This is a genomic window from Rheinheimera sp. NSM (genome assembly GCF_052380015.1).
GTDB lineage: Bacteria > Pseudomonadota > Gammaproteobacteria > Enterobacterales > Alteromonadaceae > Alishewanella.
Map to the genome: position 1 here is coordinate 625,444 of NZ_JBQTCI010000002.1, position 23,030 is coordinate 648,473.

17 protein-coding genes and 2 tRNA genes are annotated in these 23,030 nt (G+C 52.4%); 6 read left to right on the forward strand and 13 right to left on the reverse strand.

Annotated elements, in window-relative coordinates:
* Window positions 1-11: 11 nt before the first annotated feature.
* The 3 genes from uup to rlmKL are packed head-to-tail and all read right to left on the reverse strand — an operon-like array spanning window position 12 to window position 4,277.
* Complete coding sequence (gene uup / locus ACTZWV_RS08655; protein ID WP_444786160.1) at window positions 12-1,913, reverse strand: ATP-binding cassette ATPase Uup; 1,902 nt, start codon at window positions 1,911-1,913, stop codon at window positions 12-14.
* A complete protein-coding gene (locus ACTZWV_RS08660) occupies window positions 1,913-2,158 on the reverse strand; it encodes a glutaredoxin family protein (RefSeq protein WP_444786161.1) in 246 nt (81 codons plus the stop codon). Before ACTZWV_RS08660 ends, uup begins: the two co-directional genes overlap by 1 nt.
* A gap of 4 nt (window positions 2,159-2,162) precedes the next feature.
* Window positions 2,163-4,277, reverse strand: a complete 2,115-nt coding sequence (gene rlmKL, locus ACTZWV_RS08665; RefSeq protein ID WP_444786162.1) for a bifunctional 23S rRNA (guanine(2069)-N(7))-methyltransferase RlmK/23S rRNA (guanine(2445)-N(2))-methyltransferase RlmL — start codon at window positions 4,275-4,277, stop codon at window positions 2,163-2,165.
* Between the two features lie 205 nt (window positions 4,278-4,482).
* On the opposite strand from rlmKL, the gene ACTZWV_RS08670 reads away from it, so the two are divergent.
* Together ACTZWV_RS08670 and ACTZWV_RS08675 are read left to right on the forward strand one after the other, a co-directional pair.
* Window positions 4,483-4,559: transfer RNA gene (locus ACTZWV_RS08670), tRNA-Met, on the forward strand.
* 153 nt (window positions 4,560-4,712) lie between these two features.
* Window positions 4,713-4,789, forward strand: a tRNA-Met gene (locus ACTZWV_RS08675).
* A gap of 163 nt (window positions 4,790-4,952) precedes the next feature.
* On the opposite strand, the gene ACTZWV_RS08680 is transcribed toward ACTZWV_RS08675, so the two are convergent.
* From ACTZWV_RS08680 to ACTZWV_RS08715, 8 genes are read right to left on the reverse strand one after another with little or no spacing between them, the layout of a single operon-like run.
* A complete protein-coding gene (locus ACTZWV_RS08680; RefSeq protein ID WP_444786163.1) occupies window positions 4,953-6,485 on the reverse strand; it encodes a complex I subunit 5 family protein in 1,533 nt (510 codons plus the stop codon).
* Entirely contained in the window at window positions 6,478-7,986 is a 1,509-nt protein-coding gene (locus ACTZWV_RS08685) for a complex I subunit 5 family protein (protein ID WP_444786164.1), read from the reverse strand. The genes ACTZWV_RS08680 and ACTZWV_RS08685 overlap by 8 nt, the downstream gene beginning before the upstream one ends.
* Window positions 7,983-9,401, reverse strand: coding sequence for a complex I subunit 5 family protein (locus ACTZWV_RS08690; RefSeq protein ID WP_444786165.1), 1,419 nt, complete (start codon window positions 9,399-9,401; stop codon window positions 7,983-7,985). Before ACTZWV_RS08690 ends, ACTZWV_RS08685 begins: the two co-directional genes overlap by 4 nt.
* A complete protein-coding gene (locus tag ACTZWV_RS08695) occupies window positions 9,398-9,757 on the reverse strand; it encodes an NADH-quinone oxidoreductase subunit K (RefSeq protein ID WP_444786166.1) in 360 nt (119 codons plus the stop codon). The genes ACTZWV_RS08690 and ACTZWV_RS08695 overlap by 4 nt, the downstream gene beginning before the upstream one ends.
* On the reverse strand, window positions 9,754-10,689 hold the full coding sequence (locus ACTZWV_RS08700; protein WP_444786167.1) for an MnhB domain-containing protein: 936 nt from the start codon (window positions 10,687-10,689) through the stop codon (window positions 9,754-9,756). The genes ACTZWV_RS08695 and ACTZWV_RS08700 overlap by 4 nt, the downstream gene beginning before the upstream one ends.
* Window positions 10,686-10,970, reverse strand: a complete 285-nt coding sequence (locus tag ACTZWV_RS08705) for a cation:proton antiporter (RefSeq protein WP_444786280.1) — start codon at window positions 10,968-10,970, stop codon at window positions 10,686-10,688. The genes ACTZWV_RS08700 and ACTZWV_RS08705 overlap by 4 nt, the downstream gene beginning before the upstream one ends.
* Window positions 10,971-10,990: 20 nt before the next feature.
* Window positions 10,991-11,263 (reverse strand): monovalent cation/H+ antiporter complex subunit F, encoded by a 273-nt coding sequence (locus ACTZWV_RS08710; protein WP_444786168.1) that lies wholly within the window; start codon window positions 11,261-11,263, stop codon window positions 10,991-10,993.
* Window positions 11,260-11,772: a Na+/H+ antiporter subunit E gene (locus ACTZWV_RS08715; RefSeq protein WP_444786169.1), complete on the reverse strand. Its 513-nt coding sequence runs from the start codon at window positions 11,770-11,772 to the stop codon at window positions 11,260-11,262. The genes ACTZWV_RS08710 and ACTZWV_RS08715 overlap by 4 nt, the downstream gene beginning before the upstream one ends.
* A gap of 132 nt (window positions 11,773-11,904) precedes the next feature.
* Here ACTZWV_RS08715 and ACTZWV_RS08720 point away from each other — a divergent pair, with 132 nt between their 5' ends.
* The 3 genes from ACTZWV_RS08720 (at window position 11,905) to ACTZWV_RS08730 (ending at window position 14,823) form a co-directional block, all read left to right on the forward strand.
* Window positions 11,905-13,374, forward strand: a complete 1,470-nt coding sequence (locus tag ACTZWV_RS08720) for a protein adenylyltransferase SelO (RefSeq protein WP_444786170.1) — start codon at window positions 11,905-11,907, stop codon at window positions 13,372-13,374.
* 109 nt (window positions 13,375-13,483) lie between these two features.
* A complete protein-coding gene (locus ACTZWV_RS08725) occupies window positions 13,484-13,993 on the forward strand; it encodes a YgjV family protein (RefSeq protein ID WP_444786171.1) in 510 nt (169 codons plus the stop codon).
* Between the two features lie 2 nt (window positions 13,994-13,995).
* Window positions 13,996-14,823 (forward strand): CLCA_X family protein, encoded by an 828-nt coding sequence (locus ACTZWV_RS08730; protein WP_444786172.1) that lies wholly within the window; start codon window positions 13,996-13,998, stop codon window positions 14,821-14,823.
* A gap of 62 nt (window positions 14,824-14,885) precedes the next feature.
* Here the strand turns inward: ACTZWV_RS08730 and ACTZWV_RS08735 are convergent, their stop codons facing one another.
* Entirely contained in the window at window positions 14,886-18,104 is a 3,219-nt protein-coding gene (locus ACTZWV_RS08735) for a TonB-dependent receptor (RefSeq protein ID WP_444786173.1), read from the reverse strand.
* A 266-nt stretch (window positions 18,105-18,370) separates the two neighbouring features.
* Here ACTZWV_RS08735 and ACTZWV_RS08740 point away from each other — a divergent pair, with 266 nt between their 5' ends.
* The gene (locus ACTZWV_RS08740; RefSeq protein WP_444786174.1) at window positions 18,371-21,562 is read left to right on the forward strand and encodes a family 20 glycosylhydrolase; all 3,192 of its coding nucleotides are present in this window, start codon (window positions 18,371-18,373) and stop codon (window positions 21,560-21,562) included.
* A gap of 6 nt (window positions 21,563-21,568) precedes the next feature.
* Here the strand turns inward: ACTZWV_RS08740 and ACTZWV_RS08745 are convergent, their stop codons facing one another.
* Window positions 21,569-23,023: a M81 family metallopeptidase gene (locus tag ACTZWV_RS08745; RefSeq protein ID WP_444786175.1), complete on the reverse strand. Its 1,455-nt coding sequence runs from the start codon at window positions 23,021-23,023 to the stop codon at window positions 21,569-21,571.
* Window positions 23,024-23,030 lie beyond the last annotated feature (7 nt).

Genomic DNA, 23,030 nt, shown 5'->3' on the forward strand with positions numbered 1-23,030 from the left:
TACTACGATTCTTATGCGTCTAATTCTTCCCAGCGCGCATACGCTTGCGCCAGCTTCGACTCGGTCTGTTGTAATTGGTTCAATGTAGCTTGCGTTTGCTCTGTGCTTTGCTTAAAAAACTCCGCATCATTCACTTTCAGTTGTAAAGCTTCAAGCTCAGCTTCAAGTTGCTCCAGCAAAGCCGGCAGTTGCTCCAGTTCACGCTGTTCTTTGTATGATAACTTCTTAGCACTGCTAACAGAAGCCTGCAGCGGCGTTTGTTCTGTAACGCTCTGTGATGGCTTTGTCACTTTTTGTGCAGTGGCTGCAGTTGGTTGCATGCGTTGCTGGTAAGCGATAACGTCGTCATAACCCCCGGCAATATCAATAATGCGGCCGCCACCGGCAAACAGCAGTGAGCTGGTCACGGTGTTATTTACAAATTCGCGGTCGTGGCTTACCAGCAGTACTGTGCCCTGGTATTGCTGCAAAATATCTTCCAGCAACTCCAGCGTTTCCACATCCAGGTCATTGGTCGGTTCATCCAGGATCAATAAGTTACTTGGTCTGGCAAACAGTTTGGCCAACAATAAGCGGTTTTTCTCACCGCCCGATAACGCCTTTACCGGAGTACGCGCCCGTGCCGGCGGGAATAAAAAGTCCTGCAGGTAGCTAAGCACATGACGGCTTTTACCGTTTTGGGTGATTTCTTGTTTACCTTCGGCGACGTTGTCCTGCACTGTGGCTTCTAAATCCAGTGCGATACGGTGTTGGTCGAAATAGGCCACTTCAATATTGGTGCCGCGCTTAATCTCGCCACTGTCGTGTTTATAGTCACCCAATAACAGCTTAATCAGCGTTGATTTACCGACACCGTTTGGCCCAACCAGGGCGATACGATCACCGCGCATCACCAGCAGGTCAAGCTTGTCTATAACGGTTTTGCCATTAAAGCCACAGCTTATGGCTTTGGTTTCAAATACCAACTTGCCGGAGCGATCGGCCTGCTCGATATTAAAATCGACCTTACCTAAGGTTTCCACCCTTTCTGCCCGCTCACGGCGCAGTGCTTTAAGGGCTCTTACGCGGCCTTCGTTGCGGGTACGCCGTGCTTTAATGCCCTGACGGATCCACACCTCTTCTTCGGCCAGTTTTTTATCAAACAACGCATTGTGCTGCTGCTCGTCTTCGAGCATTTTTTGCTTGCGGTCCAGGTATTCCTGATAATTGCCCGGGTGCGACGTTAACAAACCACGGTCGAGATCAATAATACGGGTAGCCAAAGCGCGGATAAAGGCCCTGTCGTGCGAGATAAAGATAATGGCGCCGGAGAAATTCAGTAAAAATTGCTCCAGCCACTGGATAGCGGCGACATCCAAATGGTTAGTTGGCTCATCCAGCAGCAAAATATCCGGCCGTGCCACTAATGCACGTGCCAGGGCAGCTTTGCGCAACCAGCCACCGGATAAGGTCGCCAGACTGGCGTTGCCATCCATACTGAACTGCTGGCACAGGTCGGCAACGCGGGACTCCAGTCCCCAGCCATCGCGGGTGTCCATTTCACTTTGTAATTTCTCAAACAGACGATAGTCGGCATCTGAGGCGCCGTCTAAATTTTCAGATAAGGTATAAAACTGCTGCGCTATTTGCGCTAAATCACCGGCGCCTTCACGAATAAAATCGGCAATTTTAACATCCATTTTTGCCGGTGGATCTTGTTCCAGCCGGCTTAAAACCACACCGGTATTCACCACTATCTGGCCATCATCCAGATTCTGCTGTCCGGTCAGCAATTTTAAAAATGACGATTTGCCGGCGCCATTGCGGCCGACCAGGCAGACGCGCTCGCCGCTAAACAAGCTAAAATCGACATGATCCAATATCGGGTTGGTGCCAAAAGCTAAACACGCCTGCTGAAAACGTAATAATTCCACTACTGTACATCCTTAAGCCATGTTGCAAGCTGGTCCGCATCAAAAGGCCAGCATAATTCGTTATCGCCCCGGCGTAACACCGGGATCATTAAGCGGTAGCGCGCAAATGCCTGCTCGTCATCGACAATATCGGCAACCTGAAACTGCCCTTCCAGCCCAGCTGTTATCAACAGCTGCTCGGCCTGCTCGCACAGATGACAGCCCCAGGTACTGTATAAGGTTAAGGCCGGGCGCATGCTATTCATACTATTAGCGCGTTAACTCAAAACAGACGTGAATATTCGGGTTACGCTTGTAATCTTCCGGCAAGGTGGCGGCGGAAATATCTTTTACCTGCCAGCCGGCCTCATTAAGCGCCACAATATCAATTTTAAAGCGGCGTTTATTGTTAGAGAAAATCACTTTGCCGCCCGGTGCCAGCCGCGGCGTCAGCAGATTTAACAAATTAACATGGTCACGCTGTACATCCCAGCTGTCCTGCATCCGCTTCGAGTTAGAAAAGGTTGGCGGGTCAACAAAAATTAAATCGAACTGCGCACGACAGCGGCCAAGCCATTGTAAGCAATCGGCTTGCTCAAACTGATACTGCTTGCCGGTTAAGCCGTTAATGGTGAAGTTACGCTTAGCCCAGTCTAAATAGGTGTTAGACATATCTACCGTAGTAACACTGGCGGCACCGCCAATAGCGGCATGCACCGACGCACTGCCGGTATAGGCAAACAGGTTTAACACCGTTTTACCTTTGGCCTGCTGCTGGATCATCCGCCGGGTAATGCGATGATCTAAAAATAAACCGGTATCAAGATAATCACGCAGGTTAACTAAAAACTTAGCGCCGTATTCGCTGACTTCTTTATACTGCCCGGCTTTATTTAACGCCTGATACTGCGAAGTGCCTTTTTGCTTTTCGCGTACCTTTAAAATCATTTTATCTGAGCTGATACCCAGTACTTGCGGTACCTGGTTTACCACATCAAATAAGCGCTTTTGCGATACCTGCTCATCAACCGTGGCCGGCGCGGCATATTCATGCACTACCACTTCGCCGTCGTACCAATCTACCGCCACGTTATACTCCGGAATATCGGCATCATATAAGCGGTAGCAGCTAAGGCCTTCTTTTTTCGCCCACTTTTGCAACTGTTTTACATTTTTCGCCAAACGATTGCCAAACGAGCTGCTTTCGCTAAAAAACAGCGCCGGTGCATCAGAGCTTACCGCGACTTGTTTTTCGGTTAAATCAAACAGGGTGAAATCACAATCCAGCGGGCCATTAGTAAACTTATAGCTTTTGCTTTTTGATAAGCGCAGCGCCCGCAGTAAATCGGTGTTGGAGGTAATAATGGCTAAGCGCCAGCCTTGATAGTGCTGTTTTAACGCCAACGAAAACTTACTGTACAGCGGTATTAGTGAGGGTAAATCGCCCAGCCGCTCGCCATAAGGCGGGTTGGTAACAATAACGCCAGGTACGCTGGTTACCGGCGCTTTTAACGCTGTCGCATCGGCATAATCAAACTGCACATAAGCGGCTACACCGGCACGGGCAGCATTTTGCTTCGCCTTGGCTAAACTACGCTCATCAAAGTCAGAGCCCCAAAACTGCACGGTAGCCGGCATTGCCCGCTCTGCCGCTTTGGCGTCTTGCTTTAATTGCTGCCACATCGCATCACGATGGCCAGGCCAGCCCTCAAAGGCAAACTTTTCGCGGCTTAAGCCCGGCGCTTTATTCAGCGCTATCAGTGCAGCTTCCACTACTATAGTGCCGCTGCCACAAAACGGGTCAAACAACGGCTGCTCTGCCTGCCAGCCGGAACGCTTTAACAGCGCCGCAGCTAAATGCTCTTTTAATGGTGCTTCGCCCTGACCGGCACGGTAACCGCGCTGGTGCAAAGACGGGCCGGAAAAATCCTGTAAAAAGTGAAAATGCGCTTTGTCTAACCGCACCTGAAAGCGCACATCGGGGTCCATGCGGTCAACATCAGGTCTGTTGCCGGTTTCTTCACGGAACTGATCAACAATGGCGTCTTTTAACCGGATAGCACCAAACTGGGTGTTGTCTATTTTCGGGTGTTTACCCACGCACTCCACCGCTAAGGTGTTACGCAGCGCCATATGCTGCAGCCAGTCTATTTTTTGCGCCACCTGATACAAGTCGCTGTCGGCCGTAACCGGTTCAGACTGTATTAAACGCAAAATACGGGTAGCCAGGCGCGACCACAAACATAATTGATACCCGGTGCGCAGTTCTGCCTTAAAGCGCACCACGCCCATGGTCACTTTCAACACTTCACCACCCTGTTGGCGAATTTCATCCGCCAACAGCTCTTCTACCCCTTTAGACGTTAACGCCCAGAATTCCAGCATGCTACCCAAACCCCTAACAAAAATGGCCGTCAGTATAGCAGAATGTGGTATTTATCCGTTTGAGTTTTTGTAAAAGCCCTAAATTGCCGCTTAAAACAGCGCTTTGTTTAACAAAGCAGCAGTTAAGCAACATCTTAAAAATAAAAGCAGATAAAGGCTTGCATGGCTTTGTTAAAAACACTAAGATGCGCCCCGCAATGACGGACGCGGGATGGAGCAGCCTGGTAGCTCGTCGGGCTCATAACCCGAAGGTCGTCGGTTCAAATCCGGCTCCCGCAACCAAATTGATTGTGAAAGTGGTAATAGTTAACAGCCCCCGGGCTCCTCTCTATAACCACGGGGCGAAGGTCTAAATCCGGCTCCCGCAACCAACTAACGTTGAAACGGCATTGCAAACAAAAACTTAACACACTCTGCTCGGTGTTAAGTTACGGACGCGGGATGGAGCAGCCTGGTAGCTCGTCGGGCTCATAACCCGAAGGTCGTCGGTTCAAATCCGGCTCCCGCAACCAACATCTTAACCAGCCAAGTGCTGGTTTTTTTGTGCCTGTTATTCGCCCTCGGGCTCCTCTTTATAACCGCGGGGCGAAGGTCTACAAATCCGGCTCCTGCAACCAACATCTAAGCCTACTTTAACGTAGGTTTTTTTGTGCCTGAAATTCATTACCCTTTCCATCACAAAGTTAAAAACAGTACACCAAATAGTATGCAGCAGGCTAACGCCGCAGATGGCACTACAGGTAACATTAACAAGCGGTTTAGCCGTCGCTCCAGCGGACGTAAAGTAATAACCGGCCACTGCCGTGGAGGTTGACTGAGCGGTTGATATAACCGTTTAAACTTTAACGAATAATACAGTGCCGGCGCATTGCAGTTATACCAATGTGCCGGTAGCTGCCAGCTGAATTTATACCACAGCCATCGCAGCAGCAGAGCCAACAGCAAGGGCCAGAATAACGCAGCGCTTTGCGACAGCGTTGGCCTGGGTAATTGCCAATATTGCACGATAAACCATGGCAGTGCCCAAAGCGCGCTGACTAATAGCGTAAGCAGCGCCCAGCGCCCGGCACTGGTATTAGCAGAAGCTTTGGCGCTATGACGGCTTTGATTTTTATCAGGCGCATGCAGCTGTACCGCCAAATGTAATAACAGTACCGCCGTAAGCACAGCGCCCGCGGTTAACAGCTGACTAAGCACGCCGGCATCCAGCCAACCGGGCAAACTGGCCGCTGCCAATTGGGTTTTCAGGCCGATTTTTACCAGAGCGCCGCTGCTGAGCGGCAGTGCCATCATAGATAGGGCCGCTAACCAAAATAACGCCCGGTGCCAGATGCGCCCTGCAGCTTCGCCTGCCATACCGGCATATAAAAACAAACTGGCTTTGGCCATGCCGTGGTGTACTACATAGGCCAGCAATACCGGCAATGCCGCTACGCCGGTTAAACTCAGCAGCGCAAACAGCAGCAATAAATAACCCATTTGGCTAACGGAGGAATACGCCAGAATGACCTTTGGCTGCGTGTATAATAAGCCTGCCAGGACACCATAATAGGCCGAGATCAGGCCGGTAACTAACAAGAATGGCGCCCACAGCTGCATTAAAGCATCCGCAGCGGGTAAAAACATCAGCATACCGAGGAGGCCGGCTTTAATCATTACGCCGGATAACAGCGCACTGGCCGGTGCCGGCGCCACCGGATGGGCTTGCGGTAACCACCAGTGCAGCGGCCAAAAACCGGCCTTTAAGCCCAGTCCCAGTAGCAACAAAGTTAAGGTTAGCGGCTCCAGCGGCACAGTTTGCCAACTGTGCCAGTCAAACTGCCCGCCGGCTGCAGAGGCCCGCAGCATTAAGCCACTTAACAGCAATATTTCACCCGGCACCGCCAGTTGCAGATACAAACGGCCGGCGCGTCTGGCTTTTGCGGTACCGCTGTGGATCACCAGGCCATAGGCCGACAAACTCAGCAGGCTAAAGCCAAGGTAAAAACTGACCGCGTCCAGCGCGGCGATTAACAACATATTGCCGGCAAAACACAATGTAAAAAACAGCCAATAACGCCCTGCGTGCGGATCCTGGCGCTGCGATAACAGGCTAAACAGAGCTACCAAAGCCCATAACAGCAAACTGAAATACCACCAGGGCCGGGTAAATTCATCGCCCAAGCCCAAACCGGCACCGGGCCAAAGCCAGTGGCTAAGATCAGTCATGGCGAAACTCCCGTTCGACAATCAACTGCGCCCAGCTTAGCGGGCTGAGCTCCGTGCCGGCAAACAGCCCCATTAATAACAACAGCACAGTGGTAAACAGTGCCGGCAATAACAGCATCCAATGGGTTTCAAAGCGGTTTGACAACTGTTGCTCTTCAGGCCAGGCTCCGCTTTGCGGTAAAAACCACATGCGGTATACCACCGGCAGAAAATACGCTGCATTCATCAACCCTGACAGCGCAAATACCAGAATAAGCCAGGGTTGCTCTACTTCTGCTGCACCCAGCCCCAAATACCATTTGCTGATAAAGCCTGCGGTAGGCGGTATGCCTATCATACCCAGCGCCCCCAGGGTAAAAGCCATAGCCGTAAGTGGCATGCGCCGCCCTACACCATTTAATTCCCGGATTTTATGAATGCCCAGGGTTTCGGCAAAGTTACCGGCACAAAAAAACAGCGTAATTTTCATTACCCCCTGATGCACCAGATGCACCAGGCCGCCTACTGCCGCCAGCGGCCCCAACATTGCCACGCCCAGTGTAATATACGAGACCTGGCTGATGGTGGAATACGCCAGCCGCCGTTTGATATCCTGCTGCGAGAGCGCGCGCCAGGAGCCATACAAAATAGTACAGGCAGCCAGCAGCATTAACGGCTGAGCCAGCTGCAATGCGTGCATGCTCTCTACGCCAAAAACATCGTACACCAGGCGGATAATGCCAAAGGCACCGGCTTTCACTACCGCCACCGCATGCAATAAGGCGCTGACCGGCGCCGGTGCCACCATCGCCTGCGGCAGCCAGCCATGTAACGGCAGTAAGGCGGCTTTTACCCCTAAACCGGTGATCATTAGCGCAAAGGCCAGCATTAACAGTCCTTCGTTGCCGCTTAATACCGCCGCCACATAGCCGCCAGGCGTAAACTGCGGGCTTTGCACCAATGAATGCAATAAGGCCACACCCAACATCAAAATCACGCCGCCGCCGAGGGTATAAGCCAGATATTTGCGCCCGGCCGCCAGTGATGTTGCCGTACCGCGATGCACCACCAACGGAAAAGTCGCCAGTGTCAACAGCTCGTAAAACAACAGGAAAGTAACCAGATTACCGGCCAGCGCCAGGCCGACCGTAGCGCTGACACATAAGCTGAAGTAGCCAAAAAAGCGCGAGCGCAGCGGTGAGTGTTCAAGGTAGCCAATAGCATAAATGGTGGTGGCTAACCACAATACCGACGATAACACGACAAACAGCAACGATAAGGCATCGCCCTGCAGCACCAAATCGGCACCGGGTAAAAACGGCAGACTAAAATAAAACTGCTCACCGGCTTTTACCGCCTGCCACATTAACAACACCAGCAGCAACTTTACACTGACACCCAACAGATTCAGGCTTATGCGCAGCTTTACCCGAGTTTCTTTCAGCGTAAATATAATCAGCCCGGGTATTAATGAGCTCAGAATAATGGCCAGCGGTAAATATTGCTGCCAAAACAGGCTCATAAGCCCTCCTGCTTTAACAGCCGTAGCAGGGGCTCGCTGTACAGCGCCATGGCCCATACAGCCAGCGCAGGTAACAACGCCAGCCACTGCGGCATAATATGCGGGGCAAAATCCGCTTTTACCGGTTTGGCGCGGTCAAATGCCAGCACCACTACGCGAAACACATAAGCGGCCGACATTAAGGTCACCACCACTATTGCCAGCAGATAAAGCAATTGATTGCCCTGCAGCCACAGCCCTTGCAATAACGCCCACTTGGCGAGAAAACCGCCGCTGGGTGGTAAGCCGATTAAACTGCCACCGGCCACGGCAAAGGCAAACATCGCCAGTGGCATAGTTTGGCTGGCACCTTTTAATGTGCTTAACCGTTTACCGCCCAAGGTTGCCGTCATCTCGCCGATAGCCAGAAAACAGGCGGCTTTGGCCAGCGCATGTGCCAACACAAACAACCACAGTGCAGCGGCAAATAATGGCTGGTTAAACTGCAACAATAGCCCTAACGCCAGCATGGCATAACCCAGCTGCGCCACGGTGGAATAGGCTACCAGGCTTTTCGCAAAAGGTGTGCGTAGCGCCGCTACACCGCCTAACAGCAAAGCCGCCAGGCCACAGAGGCTGAATAGCGCTGCCATAGCCTGAGCCTGAGAGGCTGCAGCCAGCTGTAACCATAACAGGCAAAGAATAAATAACGGCCCTTTAACCACCAAAGCAGATAACAGCGCACTCACCGGTGCCGGTGCTGCAGCATGCGCCGCAGGCAACCAGGCATGCAGAGGCCACAGCGCCGCTTTTATCATTAAACCTAGTGTCATCAGCGCCAGCGCCACGCTACTGAGCACATTGGCTTGCCACTGCAGCGCCAAAGCACTGATATCCAGCACACCATAAGCGCCATACAACATCGCCACGCCCAGCAGGTAGCAAAGTGAACCGAATAAGGATAACAGCAGGTAATTCAGCGCCGGCTTAATGGCTTTATCGCCCGACAAGCTAACCAGTGCCACGGCCACGATGCCAAGCAATTCCAGACACACATAGAGGTTAAACAAGTCACGCGACAACCACAGTGCAGTTAAGCCCAGTTGCAGCAAGCTACTAAGCGGCCAAAAACCGGCACCGAGTTTATCGCGACGGTATGTTGTGAAGGCATATAAGGCCACCAGTAACTGCAACACTGTGGTCAGTAAAATAAGCAAGCTGCTTAAGTTGTTGGCTTCAAGGCCGATTGCCAGGCCCCGTCCCCAGCCTGCCAGCAGCATGAACTGACTGCCCTGCTCACTGACCAGCAATAATAACTGCAGTGCGATCAGGCTGCAAACAACAGCTGTTAACAGTGTCAGTAACGGCGCCACTTTTGGCAACAGCAGCATCAACAAGGCAGCCAGTAACGGCAGCACCAACAGCAATACCATCATGGTTCTGGCTCCTGTTTAAGCGCGTCCTGCGTCGCCGACGCTTGCTTTAACCGCGCCAACAGCGCCAGCGCAAAAGCCGTTGCACTCACCGCCACCACCAGCCCGGTTAAGATAAGCGCATGTAATACCGGATCGGGCGATACCGCTGCCTGGCTATCTGTCTCTGCAGGCTCACGATACGCCAACGCCACCATCAACATAAAAATACCGGCGCCAATAATATTCAGCGCCAAAATACGCCGCAGCGTTTGCGGCCCGACAATAAAACCATAAATGCCTATAGCAAACAGGCCAGCGGCCGTGGCGATATACATTAGCAGTTGCGGGTTAAGCTCTGTCATGCTGAGCTCTGTCATACGCTCTCCGTGCGATTATGTTGCTGAGCAGGCTCACCCACCACCAACAACGTCAGCGTTAACGCTATAGCCAGTGTGGCAAAAACTTCGATCAGCAAAATAATGCCGCCGGCGAGCAGTGGCGGCCAGCGCAGCCAGACTGCATCAACATGGTCTGGCGTCAGCCACAGCGCCAGCAAGGCAGCCAGCACGAACACCACTACGCCCGCTACCACCAGTAGCCTTAACCAAAGGTTGCGCCAGCTTAACCAGTTAAGTTGTTGATTAAGGCGCAGTACCACAGCACCGGCAGCCAATAAAGCACCGGCTTGAAAAGCCCCGCCAGGCTGGCTGGCGCCGGCCCAGAGTAAATAACCGGCAACTAAGATTACCATCGGCGCCAACAACCGGCTCCACCCAAGGCTAAGCGACCAGCCAGCGGTTTGCTTAGCCTTGGGGACTACCTGCAAAGCGCCCAGCAGCGCCAGCAGCAACACCACTAACTCCAGCAAGGTATCCCAGCTGCGAAAATTTAACAGCACAGCCGTTACCGGATGGCTTACGCCGCTATTAGCCAGTTCTGTCTGCACTACACCAGGCAACGGGCCGGCAACAGGCGGCAGTTGTAACAAGGCCGCCAGAATGCCGGACAACATCAACACCACAAATATCGCCGGCCACAGCCGCTGCGGCCAGCTTAGCGCAACAGCAGTGATATGCAGTTGCTGTCGCGCCAACGCAGAAAAACACAAGGCCCCCGTTAGCCCGGCGCCAATGGCCGCCTCGGCCAGGGCTAAATCGGGTGCCGCCAACCTGGCCCAGGCCAGCGCCATCATCAGACCAAAGGCGATATACAACATTACTGCATGGGCCAGCTGGCGGCTTAACATACTGGCCAGTGCCAACACCAACAGCAGCAAACACAATACCGCATCAAACAACAGCAAACTCATGTCTGATCCTGCTGTATTTTGGCAAAGCGGGCCAACAATTGACAAGATACTGAACCCGACGCCATGACCAATAACCAGATCAGCAACATCAGCAGGTTTTGCCACAGATCTGCGTAAAACATCAACCCGGCCACAATACAACCCAGGCCTAAGGAGTCAGCTTTGGTGAGCGCATGCAACCGGCTGTAACTGTCCGGAAAACGCAACATACCTATGCTGCCGGCAATAAAAAAAATCAGCCCCGCCAGTAACAGCACACTACTGCACACTACACTGAACACGCTTAGCCCGCTGGCATCAATCATGATGACTCCTCTTTGCTGCCTTTGATTTTGCGATGTTTTAAGTGCTGTACTAATGCAGCCGGCGCGGCTGCAGCCAATAACGCCAGCACCAGGGCGACATCACGCAAAGCGTTTTGCCCCAGCGCTTGGGCCAATACCAGGCACAGTGCCACGCCGGTGGTACCGAATAATTGCACTGATAATAACCGATCTAACAAGGTGGGGCCTTTAATCACCCGCCACAGGCCCAACAACACGGTAAACAGCAAGGCCACCGCCAGCGCTATCATAACCCGGCCCCCTGCGTTTGCTCGTTGTATAACAGCCGCGACAACTGCTGCTCCAATGCCGCTACGTTACTGCGCCAATCGGCGTTGCCATCCAACACATGCAACAGCAACATATCGCCGGGACCTGTTTCAATATTTACACTGCAGGTGCCGGGTAACAGGCTGACCAAACTGGCCAGCAACTGTTGGTTGGCCGGTTGACGTAAGCTCAGGTTATAGCGTTGCCACTGTGGTGCCAGTTTTGGATTGGGTGCCAGCGCCCGCCATGCCACATCAAAAGCACCCAGCACTAACTGGCGGCTGAAAAACAGCAAAAATCCCGGTATTGCTGTTAAACGAACAGGCGGCAGGCTTAATTTAGTCAGATAACACCACAGCATCAGCAGCAGACAAAGCGGCAGAAAGAACCACCAGCCGCGGCCGCCGCTTAGCGCCGCCCAGCACAGCGCAAACGCCACACCAAGCGCAGTGTAACGGATAAAAGCTGCCCCCCGATTGGGCAATGTCATAGCAACTCCTGAAGATCGTTAGCGTGCTAATAGTATTGAATAGCATAGAAAAGTTCAAAAAAGTGTTTTTTTTGTATCTGCGGTTACGGCTCTGTACACTAAGCTAACACAACACTTCAACGAATAGCCGATATGAGCAATTTTACCGTACAACACAGCCTGGCTGATTTAGGTGCGCCCTTCTCTGTACCTTGCAACCCAACGCCGGTGCCGGCGCCGCAGTGGCTGGCGTTTAATAGTGAACTGGCTGCAGAGCTACGCTTACCACAGCAGTATTGGCAATCAGATGACGGTCTGGCAGTATTTAGCGGTAATGCCTTACCTGATTGGGCAACACCACGGGCGCATGCTTATGCCGGCCATCAGTTTGGCCATTTTGTACCGCAGTTGGGCGATGGCCGGGCTTTGCTGTTGGCCGAAGTTATCAGCGCAGATAACCAGCGCTTTGATATTCAGCTTAAAGGTGCCGGGCAAACGCCGTTTTCCCGCCGTGGCGATGGCCGCGCGCCACTGGGGCCGGTGCTGCGTGAATATTTAGTCAGTGAAGCCATGCATGCGCTGGGTGTGCCCACTACCCGCGCTTTGGCAGCGGTATTAACCGGCGATTTTGTACAGCGTGAAACCGCAGAGCCCGGTGCAGTACTTACCAGGGTGGCAGCCAGCCATATCCGCATTGGCAGTTTCCAGTATATTGCTGCCCATGGCGATCTGCCGCAGCTGAAAACCTTTGCCGACTATGTTATTGCCAGGCACTATCCGGGCTGTGCCAACGAGGCGAATCCCTACCTGGCGCTGCTTGCAGCTGTGGTTGCAGCACAGGCTAAACTGGTAGCCAAATGGATGAGCCTGGGCTTTATTCATGGCGTAATGAACACCGACAATATGAGCATCGCCGGTGAAACCATTGATTACGGCCCCTGTGCTTTTATGGACAGCTTTAACCCGGCGCAGGTTTACAGCTTTATTGACAGCCAGGGTCGTTATGCCTGGGGCAACCAGCCCCGTATCGCCAGTTGGAACCTGGCGCGCTTTGCTGAAACCCTGCTGCCGCTACTGACTGAACAACCCGAAAAGGCAGTAGAGCTGGCCACTGAAGTATTGCAGGGTTTTAACGGGCTAAATGAAGCCGAATTTTTACGCCTGATGACGGCGAAAATCGGTATTGTTAATACCACTAATGCCGATGAAGTGTTAATCCGCGATCTGCTTAACCTGATGAGCGCCAATAAGGCTGATTTTAGCCAAAGCTTTCGTTTACTCAGCCAGTCAGTAACCGACAGTAGTGCCGGGGCAGCTAAGTTATTTGCCGACCAACAAGGCTGGCAAAATTGGGCCACGCTATGGCAGCAACGCCTTGGCACTCACGGTATTGCGCTAAGCGCAGTACAGCAGCAGATGGACAACACTAACCCTGCTGTAATACCGCGTAACCATTTAATTGCCGACGCGATAACGCTGGCTACAGAACAAGCTGATTTAAGCCTGTTTAACCGGCTACACAAAGCGCTGCGCACACCTTTTACGCTGGCAGACGCCGATGCTGACTTCGCTTTACCGCCTACGGCTGCGCAATGTATAGCCAATACCTTTTGTGGTACTTAAGCCTTTGTCAGGCCTTTGCGCTGCTTATAAGTTATGCCATCTGCAGCGCGCAGATGGCTGGCAAATTGGTTATCATAGCCACCTGTTGAATTTGTTTTGAGCCATTATTTTGCCCGATATTAGTGTTAGCTTTGCCCTGTCGCAACTGCTGGCTGCGTTGGCCTTCGCCGGCGGCATTATTGCTTTTCAGCAGCGTGAGCGTGCCGGCATGCTGAAGTTCTGGTTTGTCTCCGCTTTGCTTAACGCCAGCCATTTTGCCGTATTGGGCCAGTATGAAGCTGCGCTGTTTGTTGGCTTAACAGCAGTGCGTTTTCTGGTGGCGGCGCTTAGCCCGCGCCAGCGCTGGATGTACTGCTTTTTGGCGCTGTCAACATTGCTGATTGTGCTTAGCTACAATAATCCGCTAAACCTGCTGCCCTATCTGGCTGCCATCGTTGGCACGGTCGGCAGTTTTCAAAAAAATGTGGTTGTAGTGCGTTTGCTGATGGCTGTGGGCGCCACAGCCTGGATCATCCATAACCTGTTGGTCGGCTCACCGGTAGCGGTACTGATGGAACTGGCGTTTTTAGGCAGTAATTTGGTTGGCTATGTGCGCAGCCGTAAATACGCCGCTAACTAAGCATGACTACTGCGCCGCGAACGACACTGCAAGTACCACGGATACAACGGGGCTATTACCGTAATGGTCCGGCGCATCGCAGCGGTGCCGACGTCAGCTTTAGCGACCTGGTTAAAGTTTTTGGTTTTAACAGCATTCATGTCGGGCGCTGGGTAACTGCTGAAGAGCTGCAACTGGCGGCAAACTTATTTTTTGACGCCTTTGCCGACTTGCAGCAACTTCTGCAGGTGCCACCAGAGGTGATATCTCTTAACGGCAGTTTAGCTTTAACCTTTGGCATTGGTGGCCAACCGGGCGTTTGCGCCCATTACCAGCCACAGGGGCGTATTTTAGCTTTAGCCAAAAATGCCGGTGGCGGCAGCCTGGCACACGAGTGGTTTCATGCTTTTGACCACTATATTGCCGCTAAAATGTTTGGCCATAACGTTACACGTAACCAGTTTTCCAGCGCTACCTGGCTACAAAGCCGGCCCATTATTCCGCATTATCTCAACGAGTTACTAAGCTCAGCTTACCAAATATTGTTCTTATCGGCAGACGGTGAAAATGAAAGCGTATTTTTTGCCCATTGCCGGCAACTGGATGCCAGCCACAACCGTTTGTATCTGGCGATGCCGGAAGAAATGGCGGCCAGAGCCTTTGAAAAAGTGCTGCAACGCCAGGCGTTGAAAAACAATTTTTTGGTTTCCGGCAGCCAAAAAAGCGCCGCCGCGGCGTTGGGTATTTACCCTGCGGATAGCTTATGCGATGCGCTGGGCAACATTTGGTTGGAGTATTTTTACCTGCTTGGCCAGGGGTTGCGCCATAAGGCACAGCATAAATCAGAGTGATTAACATAAAAAAACCGCGCTCTACTGCTGCGCGGTTTGGTTATATAAGCATGCTCAAGTGATCAGAAAATTGCGCGAACACTCAGCGCATAACGACGATCGGTGGTAAAGCTCAGTGCATCCGTCCTCACGCCTGCCTGGTTCATTTGATACTGCGTTTTGGTTTCAGTATTCAGTAAGTTGCTGCCTTCAATACCGATTTTCCAATTATCGTTAATGCTGTAGTACAAGCTGGCATCCAGCATGCCTGACGCTTTAGCAAACGCAGGAACGTATTCCTCTGATTCGCGCAAAGTTAACAGGTATTCAGATCGCCAGGTATAAGCCAGCCGGAATGAAATAGCGTTGTATTCGTACATACCCACGATGTTCATATTCTGATCGGAATAGCCTTGCAGCGGCAAACCACTGAATACGCGGAAGGTATTACGGTTATCTGCGATGCGGTTGCCATTTTCATCAAAGCCTAAAGTACCTTCTGCAACGTTGTTAGGGTCTTCCAGGCCGCTTTGGTCGATATAGGTGTAGTTAAACTGCAAGCCTAAACCGCTCCAGGCACCGGGCAACATGTCATAAAATTGCGAGTAGGAAAATTCAACGCCACGAATAGTGCCCGAGCCGGTGTTGGCCGGACCATAGGCAGAGACGTCGTAAATTTCGCCGTTGTAGGCAATATCAAGATCAAATTGCCGGTTGCGGATAATGTTATCCAACTTTTTATGGAAGATACCTACATTTAAAAAACCGGCCGGCGCGAAATACCATTCAGCGGTTAAATCCAGGTTAACCGACTCTTCCGGCTCCAGATAAGGGTTGCCGGCCAGCGCCGTTACTTCGATATCATCCAACGCGACCACCGGGTTGTTGATTTCATCCTGGTCCTGGCCCGGGGTTTGCAAACGACGGGTGTAGTCTAAATCCAGCAGGCTGATATTTCGCGCATCTACCAGGCTGGGGTAATACAAACCTTTAGAAGCACCAAAGCGCACTACCACATCTTCGGCAACGCCGAAGTTCAGGTTTAAACTCGGCAATACCGTGTCGTAATCAGTGCCTTTCACTGTGCTTAACTGCGATTCGCCGGAAGCGAGGTCGTAATAGCGCCGGTACTCAGCTTGCTGCATCACATTGTTCAAAGAACTGCCGGGCTCTCCACGTTTACTGGCTAAGGGCTGCACAAAGGCACCGGTAGACTCCAGCTCGTAACTCACATAGCGCAAACCGATATTACCTTTTACCGGCATATCCAAAGCATCAATTTCAAAGTCACCGCGCAGATAAAACTCGGTGCGCTTTTCATTCGATGAGCTGATGTTATGTGCTGCAAATGGCCCGTCAACCCGGTTAGGTTTATCAGCATAAGGCACATAGGTGCCGCTGCAAACGCCATTATTAGCCGCGCTAAGCGTAGCGTTATGCCAACCATCCCGGCAGCCCTGACGTAATGAATCGGCATAGTTTCTCACCAGGTCCATTTTGGGGAATAAAAAGTTATTCACATTGCCGATCAGCACATTGCCGTTATAGTAATCTGAGAAGTCTACCCGCTCAAACAGCTCAGGCCGGTTAACTGCGGCGGCGGCATTACGGTCATTCATATCCCAGGGGGTACCAATGGCAGACCAGCCTTCATAGGCAGTATCGCGCACCGTTAAGTCTTTATCCGTAAAATAAAAACCGGCTTTAATGCTGGTAAAAGCACCATCAAATTCATAACTGGCATCGAGTTTAAAACTGTCTGCTTTGGCTGTATTATGTTCTTCCTGCTCCATACCACTGCCCAGAAACAGATTAGGCACAGGTCCGTTCCAATCCTCATTAGGAGACCAACCCGGAGTTAAGATGTTATCGCTTAAAAACTCAACCGTTGGCCTGGAGCCACGCATATCAAGGAAGTACGGCGATACAACATGTACATGATTACCGCGGGTTTGGCCTGACATACTGTAGTTATGTACCACCTTTTCAGAGTCTATCCGCTGATAATCAAAACTCAATGCCAGGCGATCTGTTGGTTTTACCTTCAGGTTAAATGAGGTGTCTTCAACGGTATTTTCATTGTAGTTCCAGCGACTGCGATAGAAAAACGGCGTTTCAGGGCTTACCCCCAGCGCAACACCCGAGGTAACAAAGCCGTTTTCCGTTGTTAACGGATAGCCATTGGCAGCATCATCCAGCCAGTTTTGTGACGAGCCCATAAAGCTTCTGAAACCTTGCGCCGCCTGACCGATTTGCCGCTCGTTCCACTCTAACGAGGCTTTAGAATTAATATGTTCTAAAGTAGCCACTATAGTGTTATCGCTATTGGCCCACTGCAACGAGGTAGTAAAACCGGTGCGCTTACGATCATTGTCGGCGGTGCTCATATGTATGGCTACCGGCACATGCCAAACACTGCCGGCAGGCTGGCCGGGCAATGCCGGGCCGTCGACAGGTGAATCGGGATCAACGCCGGTAATACCGCCCCATTGATCAAGGGTGGGCACAAAGGCATCACCGCGGGAATGGAAATTACCTAAGCCAATGCCATCACCACGTGATTTATATTCAGATTGTGAAGCAGAAATCAGGAAACCAAATTTACCGGCATTGGTTTGCCAACTGTCTGAGTACAGCGCAGAAAAAGATGGCGTAACTTCCTCGCGAAAATCGCCGTAATTCGCTTTGGCATTAAAAGACAGCAAACGCTTGTCGGAATCAAAAGGTTTACGCGTGATCAAATTAACCGTACCGGCAATACCTCCGGAGATTAAATCTGCCGTTTGGTTTTTCACCACTTCTACTGCGCCGAGCAATTCTGCCGGGAAATCTTCATAACTCAGGCCACCCCAGGGGTTAGCACTGAAGGCGCCGCGGCCGTTAACTTCTGAGCGCACCCGATCCAAACCACGCACCAACACTCCGGTGCCTTCATCAGCATAATGCTTGGGATCATCAGAAGAGGCAAAGCGTTCAATAGTGACACCAGGCACCCGTTGCAGCGCTTCGGTAACCGATTTGTCCGGCAGTGCGCCTATATCTGAGGCAGTAATAAGATCTTTTACCGTATCGGCATAGCGCTTCAGGTTCTGTGCACTGTTAAGGCTGCCACGAAAGCCTTTTACCTCAATAACCTCGACCGGCGCGTCGTTATTTTGCACAATGACATCGCTGTCATTTTCCGGCGAAGTTTGCGCCAGTACCGCCAGCGGAGCCAGCCCCAGTAATGCCGCTGAAATAGCCAGGCTGAGTCTGGCCCGTTTAATACCGCTGTTATAGCTATCGCTGAGTAGTTCAGACATGATGTAGTCTCTTCTGTTCTTGTTTTAATCCGTTCAGCCCTGTTGTCAGCGCATCTGCAAACCTGGCCAATATACTTATCTTGCTCTTCCTGGTGAAGCCGGCATTACTACCAAATACCCCAGCATCAAATGTTACTTTGTACCATGACGATTAAAAAGTAAACATTATTTGTGGAAAAAACAACTTCATATAGCATCTAATTCTAGACAAGCTAACGGTTATTGCTTATTAATATGTTACCAAGTAACAACACAAGTACGCTGTTATGCGTTTATTTTATGCTTTTATGTTGCTGCTCAGCGCGGCAACTATCACGGCGGCAGAGCTGCCACTGCTGCCCTATCCTGCCGGAGTAACGCAACAACCGGGCCGGTTTAATCTGACGGCGGACTTCAGCGTGGCAAACTTCAGCGTGAGTACACCGGCAAATAACGCTATGTTATCTGCCGCCGTGGCACGCTTTTTACAGCGCTTAAGCCGGCAAACCGGGCTGACTTTTATTACCGGTGCAGCACCGGCGCTGGTAATACAGCTTAACGGCAGTGCTGAGTCTGAGCTGCCGCAGCCTGAGCTACCGCACGCAGATATGGCCGAGCAATACCGCTTAACCGTAAACAAGCAGCAAATACGCTTAAGCGCAGACTCATATATTGGCATAGTGCGCGGCCTGGAAACCTTACTGCAACTGGTACAAACGGATAGCAGCGGTAGCAGCATAGCGGCAGTGCAGATCACAGATGCGCCGCGTTTTAGCTGGCGCGGCCTGTTATTAGATCCGGCCAGACGTTTTTTGCCGATTGAAACCTTAAAACGCCAGTTGGATATTATGGCGGCGGTAAAATTAAATGTACTGCATTTGCATTTAACCGACGACCAGGGCTGGCGTTTTGAATCGCTTAACTACCCTAAGCTGCAGCAAGTCGGCGGCGTGGAGGGTTATTACAGCCAACAGCAGTTGCTTGAACTGGTGCACTACGCAGCACAACGCGGCATCCGTATCGTGCCGGAGATCGATCTGCCGGGCCATACTGCCGCACTCGGCGCCGCCTATCCGGCATTAATGGCGGTGCCTGGCGCCAACCGGCCGGAAACACACTGGGGAGTGCATCAAGCCGTATTAGATCCGACAAATGAGCAAGTATATGACTTTTTAGCCAGCTTACTGGCCGAAGTTGTCGCAGTGTTTCCCGATCGCTACCTGCATATCGGTGGTGACGAAGTATTGCCGGATCACTGGCTGGCAACGCCACATATTGTTGATTTTATGCAGCAACAGCAACTGGCGGATGCGCCCGCTTTGCAGGCATACTTTAATGCCAGGCTGCAACAAATTGTGCAGCAACTTGGCAGGCAGATGATTGGCTGGGATGAAGTGCTGGATGATAAGCTGCCCCCTTCGGTGCTGGTGCAGTCGTGGCGCGGCACTGAATCGCTGGCTGTAGCTGCCACAGCCGGACATCAGGCCATTTTATCGACCGGTTATTATTTGGATCAACCGCAGTTTGCCGCTTACCACTACCGTAACGATCCGCTGCCGGCGGCGCAGCAACTGCCGGACACGGACCAATTGCACAGCTGGTCGGCCTGGCAGTTTAGTTTTGCCCGTAAGCGCGGCGCAGCGATAACAGGCCGCTTGTTCCTGCTGTATCACAACGATGATGCGATCAGCGCTGTGCTGCAATTTAATGGTCGCCAGCCGCAACTAGTGCAGCAGCTTAAACTAAATGCTAACCGGCTCAGTTTTAGCCTGGATAGCTGGATGGGACCGCTGTTTGCGGAACTAAGCTTAGGCGGTACCACAGTTCCCGCCGGCCCGGATTCCACCGGCACTTTAGCCGGCAGCCTGACGGTCGGCAATGCCGCTTATGCTGTCCGTGGTACTGCCATCGCAGTGGCACAACCGGCTACTACCGCCCTGCCGATAACATGGCAAGCGCAAACCTTAGACGAGAGCAGCAAAGCGCGCATTATCGGCGGCGAAATTGCACTTTGGGGCGAGCTGGTAACGCCGGATAATATTGATATCCGCCTCTGGCCCAATGGCTTTGCGGTAGCCGAGCGGCTGTGGTCATCAGCTGGCGTGCGCGATGAAGACAGCCTGTATCGGCGTTTGGCAAAGATCAGCAGCCTGAGCGAAATCAACGCGAATTTACTGCTGACATCGCAGCAACAGCATGGCTTTAGCACGCTGGCCGGCCGCGACCGGCTGGCAGCGCTCAGCAGCCTGGCGCAAACATTAGAGCCGGCGCATTACTACCACCGCTTGCATGAAAAGTCAGCCGCCGGCTTGTACCATAGTGGCGCACCACTTAATCAGCCGGTGGATTATTTACCGGCTGAGCAGCCTGCGCTGCGCCGTTTGGAGCAGGATATCCGGCAATGGCTGCAACAAAAAGACCAAGCCGCGTATGAGCGCATAACCGCGCAGTTATTGCAGTGGCAACAGGCTGCGACAGCCTTTAGCTCCGGCGACACTGCGTTGGCCGCCATAGCGGCGCAAGTACAGCAATTAAGCCGCTCTGCCGGCATCTTGCTCGACAGTATCCGCCGGCAACAACCGCCTGGCGGCGCAGAGCGCTTAGCCATAACGCAGCAATTAGCCCGCGCCGGCACTATACAACAGGAAATGGTAATAGCGCTGCACCGGCCTGTGCAACAACTGCTGGCGCATGCGCCACACAGTGATGTTTGGGTCGCTCCTGGCACCTTCAGCGCCGCCGCAGAAGGCCCGGCGCTGGATAACAACGGGAATCTGTACGCGGTTAATTTCGGCCACGACGGCACTGTCGGTAAGGTCACGCCTGACGGTCACGCTGCTTTGTATTTAACTTTACCGGCGGGCAGCACCGGCAACGGCATAGTGTTCGATAGTGCCGGTACTATGTTTATCGCCGATTACACCGGACATAATATTTTGCGTTACCAGCGCGGCCAACTCAGCGTGCATGCGCACAATAAGACTATGCACCAACCAAACGATCTGGCCATTATGCAAAACGGCGTTATCTTTGCCAGTGATCCAAATTGGGCGGACAACAGTGGCCAGCTGTGGCGTATTGACACTGACGGCAGCAGCCACTTGCTGGATACTGCTATGGGCACCAGCAACGGTATAGCTGTCAGCCCGGATCAGCAGTATTTGTATGTGAATGAAAGCGTGCAACGTAAGATCTGGCGTTTTCGTATCAACCACGACTTTAGCCTGAGTGATAAGCAGTTAGTCGCCCGTTTCAGCGATTATGGTTTGGACGGCATGCGCTTTGACAGCAAAGGCAACCTCTATGTGGCCCGCTATGGCAAAGGCAGCATCGCCAAATTAACCGCCGACGGCACCCTGTTGACCGAATACCGGCTAAACCATGCCCTGCCGACCAATCTGATCGTCAGCCATGATGACACTGTGCTGTATGTTACGGTGCAGCAATGCGGCTGTATCGAGCGGATCCTGCTGCAATAGTGGCGCTTAATCAAACGGCTGCGGCGTAATTGGCCACAATGGCCGGCGCAGCTTAGTGTATTTATTGCGTGTCGGATCGCTGGGGTATGGCGCCCCGGCATCGACATAAATAACCTTTGCCGCCAGTGGCGCAAAGCCCTGATAAAAATGATTGGTTGATTTAACCAGCAGCAGTTTACGCTGCTGTGGCGCTATACCCAAGGCACGAAACAGGCTGGGGTCAAATGACTGGCAGCGGTTGCTGTTTAAAATCACTTCAATACCGTCAAATTCAATTAGCGCACAATCTCCCATCGGCACACTGCTGTCGGCAAATTGTTGTACGGCACCGGCGACCAGGCAGCGCACCGTTACCGTTTTATCTATCGGCGCCCCGGCTGTTGCCCCGCTTTTACCACCAAAACGCAGCGCAATAACCGCGCCTTCACCAGCGGCAAAACACAGTTTAACCGCCATAGGATCCCACAGAGTACCTACTGCTACGCCGGTCAGCTTGCGTGCAATAATGCTGTGTAAAATCAAGGTGCCATCGCCTGCCACACCGCCGCCCGGATTATCCCAAACATCAGCCAGTACCACAGTGCCCGCCACCTGCTGCGCTAAATCCAGCGCGGTATTAATATCATTGAACTGCGGCAGGGTTTTACCGCGAAATGAAAACAGCTCCATACCCAGCGCCTGCGCCAATGCTGCGCCTTCAGCCGGCTTGTTGTCGGTGATCACCAGCAGCCTGGTGCCCATATCAGATACATCACCCGCCATAAAGCCATGGATCACCGAAATAGACAGTGCAGCACCTTGTTGCTCCAATTGACGGATCTTACTGATAAAGGACTTCATCGGCTCATGGCTGGTTGGCAGCACATCAATCATCCGGCAATCGAAGCTGCTCATTACCGGTTTTATTTCGCCGCGCACCGCCAGCAGCGCCAGCTGCACCAGCTCACGCGCGCGCTGCATAAAATCCAGATGCGGAAACTCTTTAAACGCAATTAACAGGTCGCTGGCCGCCAGCCGCTGTGGCGTTAAGTGACTGTGCGGATCCAGGGTGGCGCCGATAATCACCCCGGGCCCGGTAATAGCCCGTACCCGGCTTAGTAAATCGCCCTCGCAATCGTCATAGCCCTGCGCCACCATAGCGCCGTGCAACCCCAGTACTACCGCCTGCACCGGCATGGCTTGTTGCAACTGTTGTAATATTTCATCGCGCAGCAGCTCGTAAGAGTGCCGGTTTAACAAACCGCCTGGCTCGGCCCAGGCGCAACTGCCTTCAATAACCTGCAATGAGGCGTCCATAGCGGCAAACTCGCGACAGGCAATTAAGGGCGCACTGCACAAGGTGGGTGTGGCCGGATGCTGGCCGGGCGGCGCATAAAAGCTCTGATAAAAGCTGTGTACGTCAGTGTACATTGGTGAAAACGTATTGGTTTCAGTGGCCAGGGAGGCGGTAAAAATACGCATAGTTCCT

Bases quoted from the DNA above. Each gene is read 5' to 3' on its own strand.
- ACTZWV_RS08730 (WP_444786172.1), top strand. From the start codon at position 13,996: ATGACTACTGCGCCGCGAACGACACTGCAAGTACCACGGATACAACGG.
- ACTZWV_RS08695 (WP_444786166.1), bottom strand. From the start codon at position 9,757: ATGACAGAGCTCAGCATGACAGAGCTTAACCCGCAACTGCTAATGTAT.
- ACTZWV_RS08720 (WP_444786170.1), top strand. From the start codon at position 11,905: ATGAGCAATTTTACCGTACAACACAGCCTGGCTGATTTAGGTGCGCCC.
- ACTZWV_RS08735 (WP_444786173.1), bottom strand. From the start codon at position 18,104: ATGTCTGAACTACTCAGCGATAGCTATAACAGCGGTATTAAACGGGCC.
- ACTZWV_RS08685 (WP_444786164.1), bottom strand. From the start codon at position 7,986: ATGAGCCTGTTTTGGCAGCAATATTTACCGCTGGCCATTATTCTGAGC.
- ACTZWV_RS08690 (WP_444786165.1), bottom strand. From the start codon at position 9,401: ATGATGGTATTGCTGTTGGTGCTGCCGTTACTGGCTGCCTTGTTGATG.
- rlmKL (WP_444786162.1), bottom strand. From the start codon at position 4,277: ATGCTGGAATTCTGGGCGTTAACGTCTAAAGGGGTAGAAGAGCTGTTG.
- ACTZWV_RS08680 (WP_444786163.1), bottom strand. From the start codon at position 6,485: ATGACTGATCTTAGCCACTGGCTTTGGCCCGGTGCCGGTTTGGGCTTG.
- ACTZWV_RS08660 (WP_444786161.1), bottom strand. From the start codon at position 2,158: ATGAATAGCATGCGCCCGGCCTTAACCTTATACAGTACCTGGGGCTGT.
- ACTZWV_RS08740 (WP_444786174.1), top strand. From the start codon at position 18,371: ATGCGTTTATTTTATGCTTTTATGTTGCTGCTCAGCGCGGCAACTATC.
- ACTZWV_RS08715 (WP_444786169.1), bottom strand. From the start codon at position 11,772: ATGACATTGCCCAATCGGGGGGCAGCTTTTATCCGTTACACTGCGCTT.
- ACTZWV_RS08710 (WP_444786168.1), bottom strand. From the start codon at position 11,263: ATGATAGCGCTGGCGGTGGCCTTGCTGTTTACCGTGTTGTTGGGCCTG.
- ACTZWV_RS08700 (WP_444786167.1), bottom strand. From the start codon at position 10,689: ATGAGTTTGCTGTTGTTTGATGCGGTATTGTGTTTGCTGCTGTTGGTG.
- ACTZWV_RS08745 (WP_444786175.1), bottom strand. From the start codon at position 23,023: ATGCGTATTTTTACCGCCTCCCTGGCCACTGAAACCAATACGTTTTCA.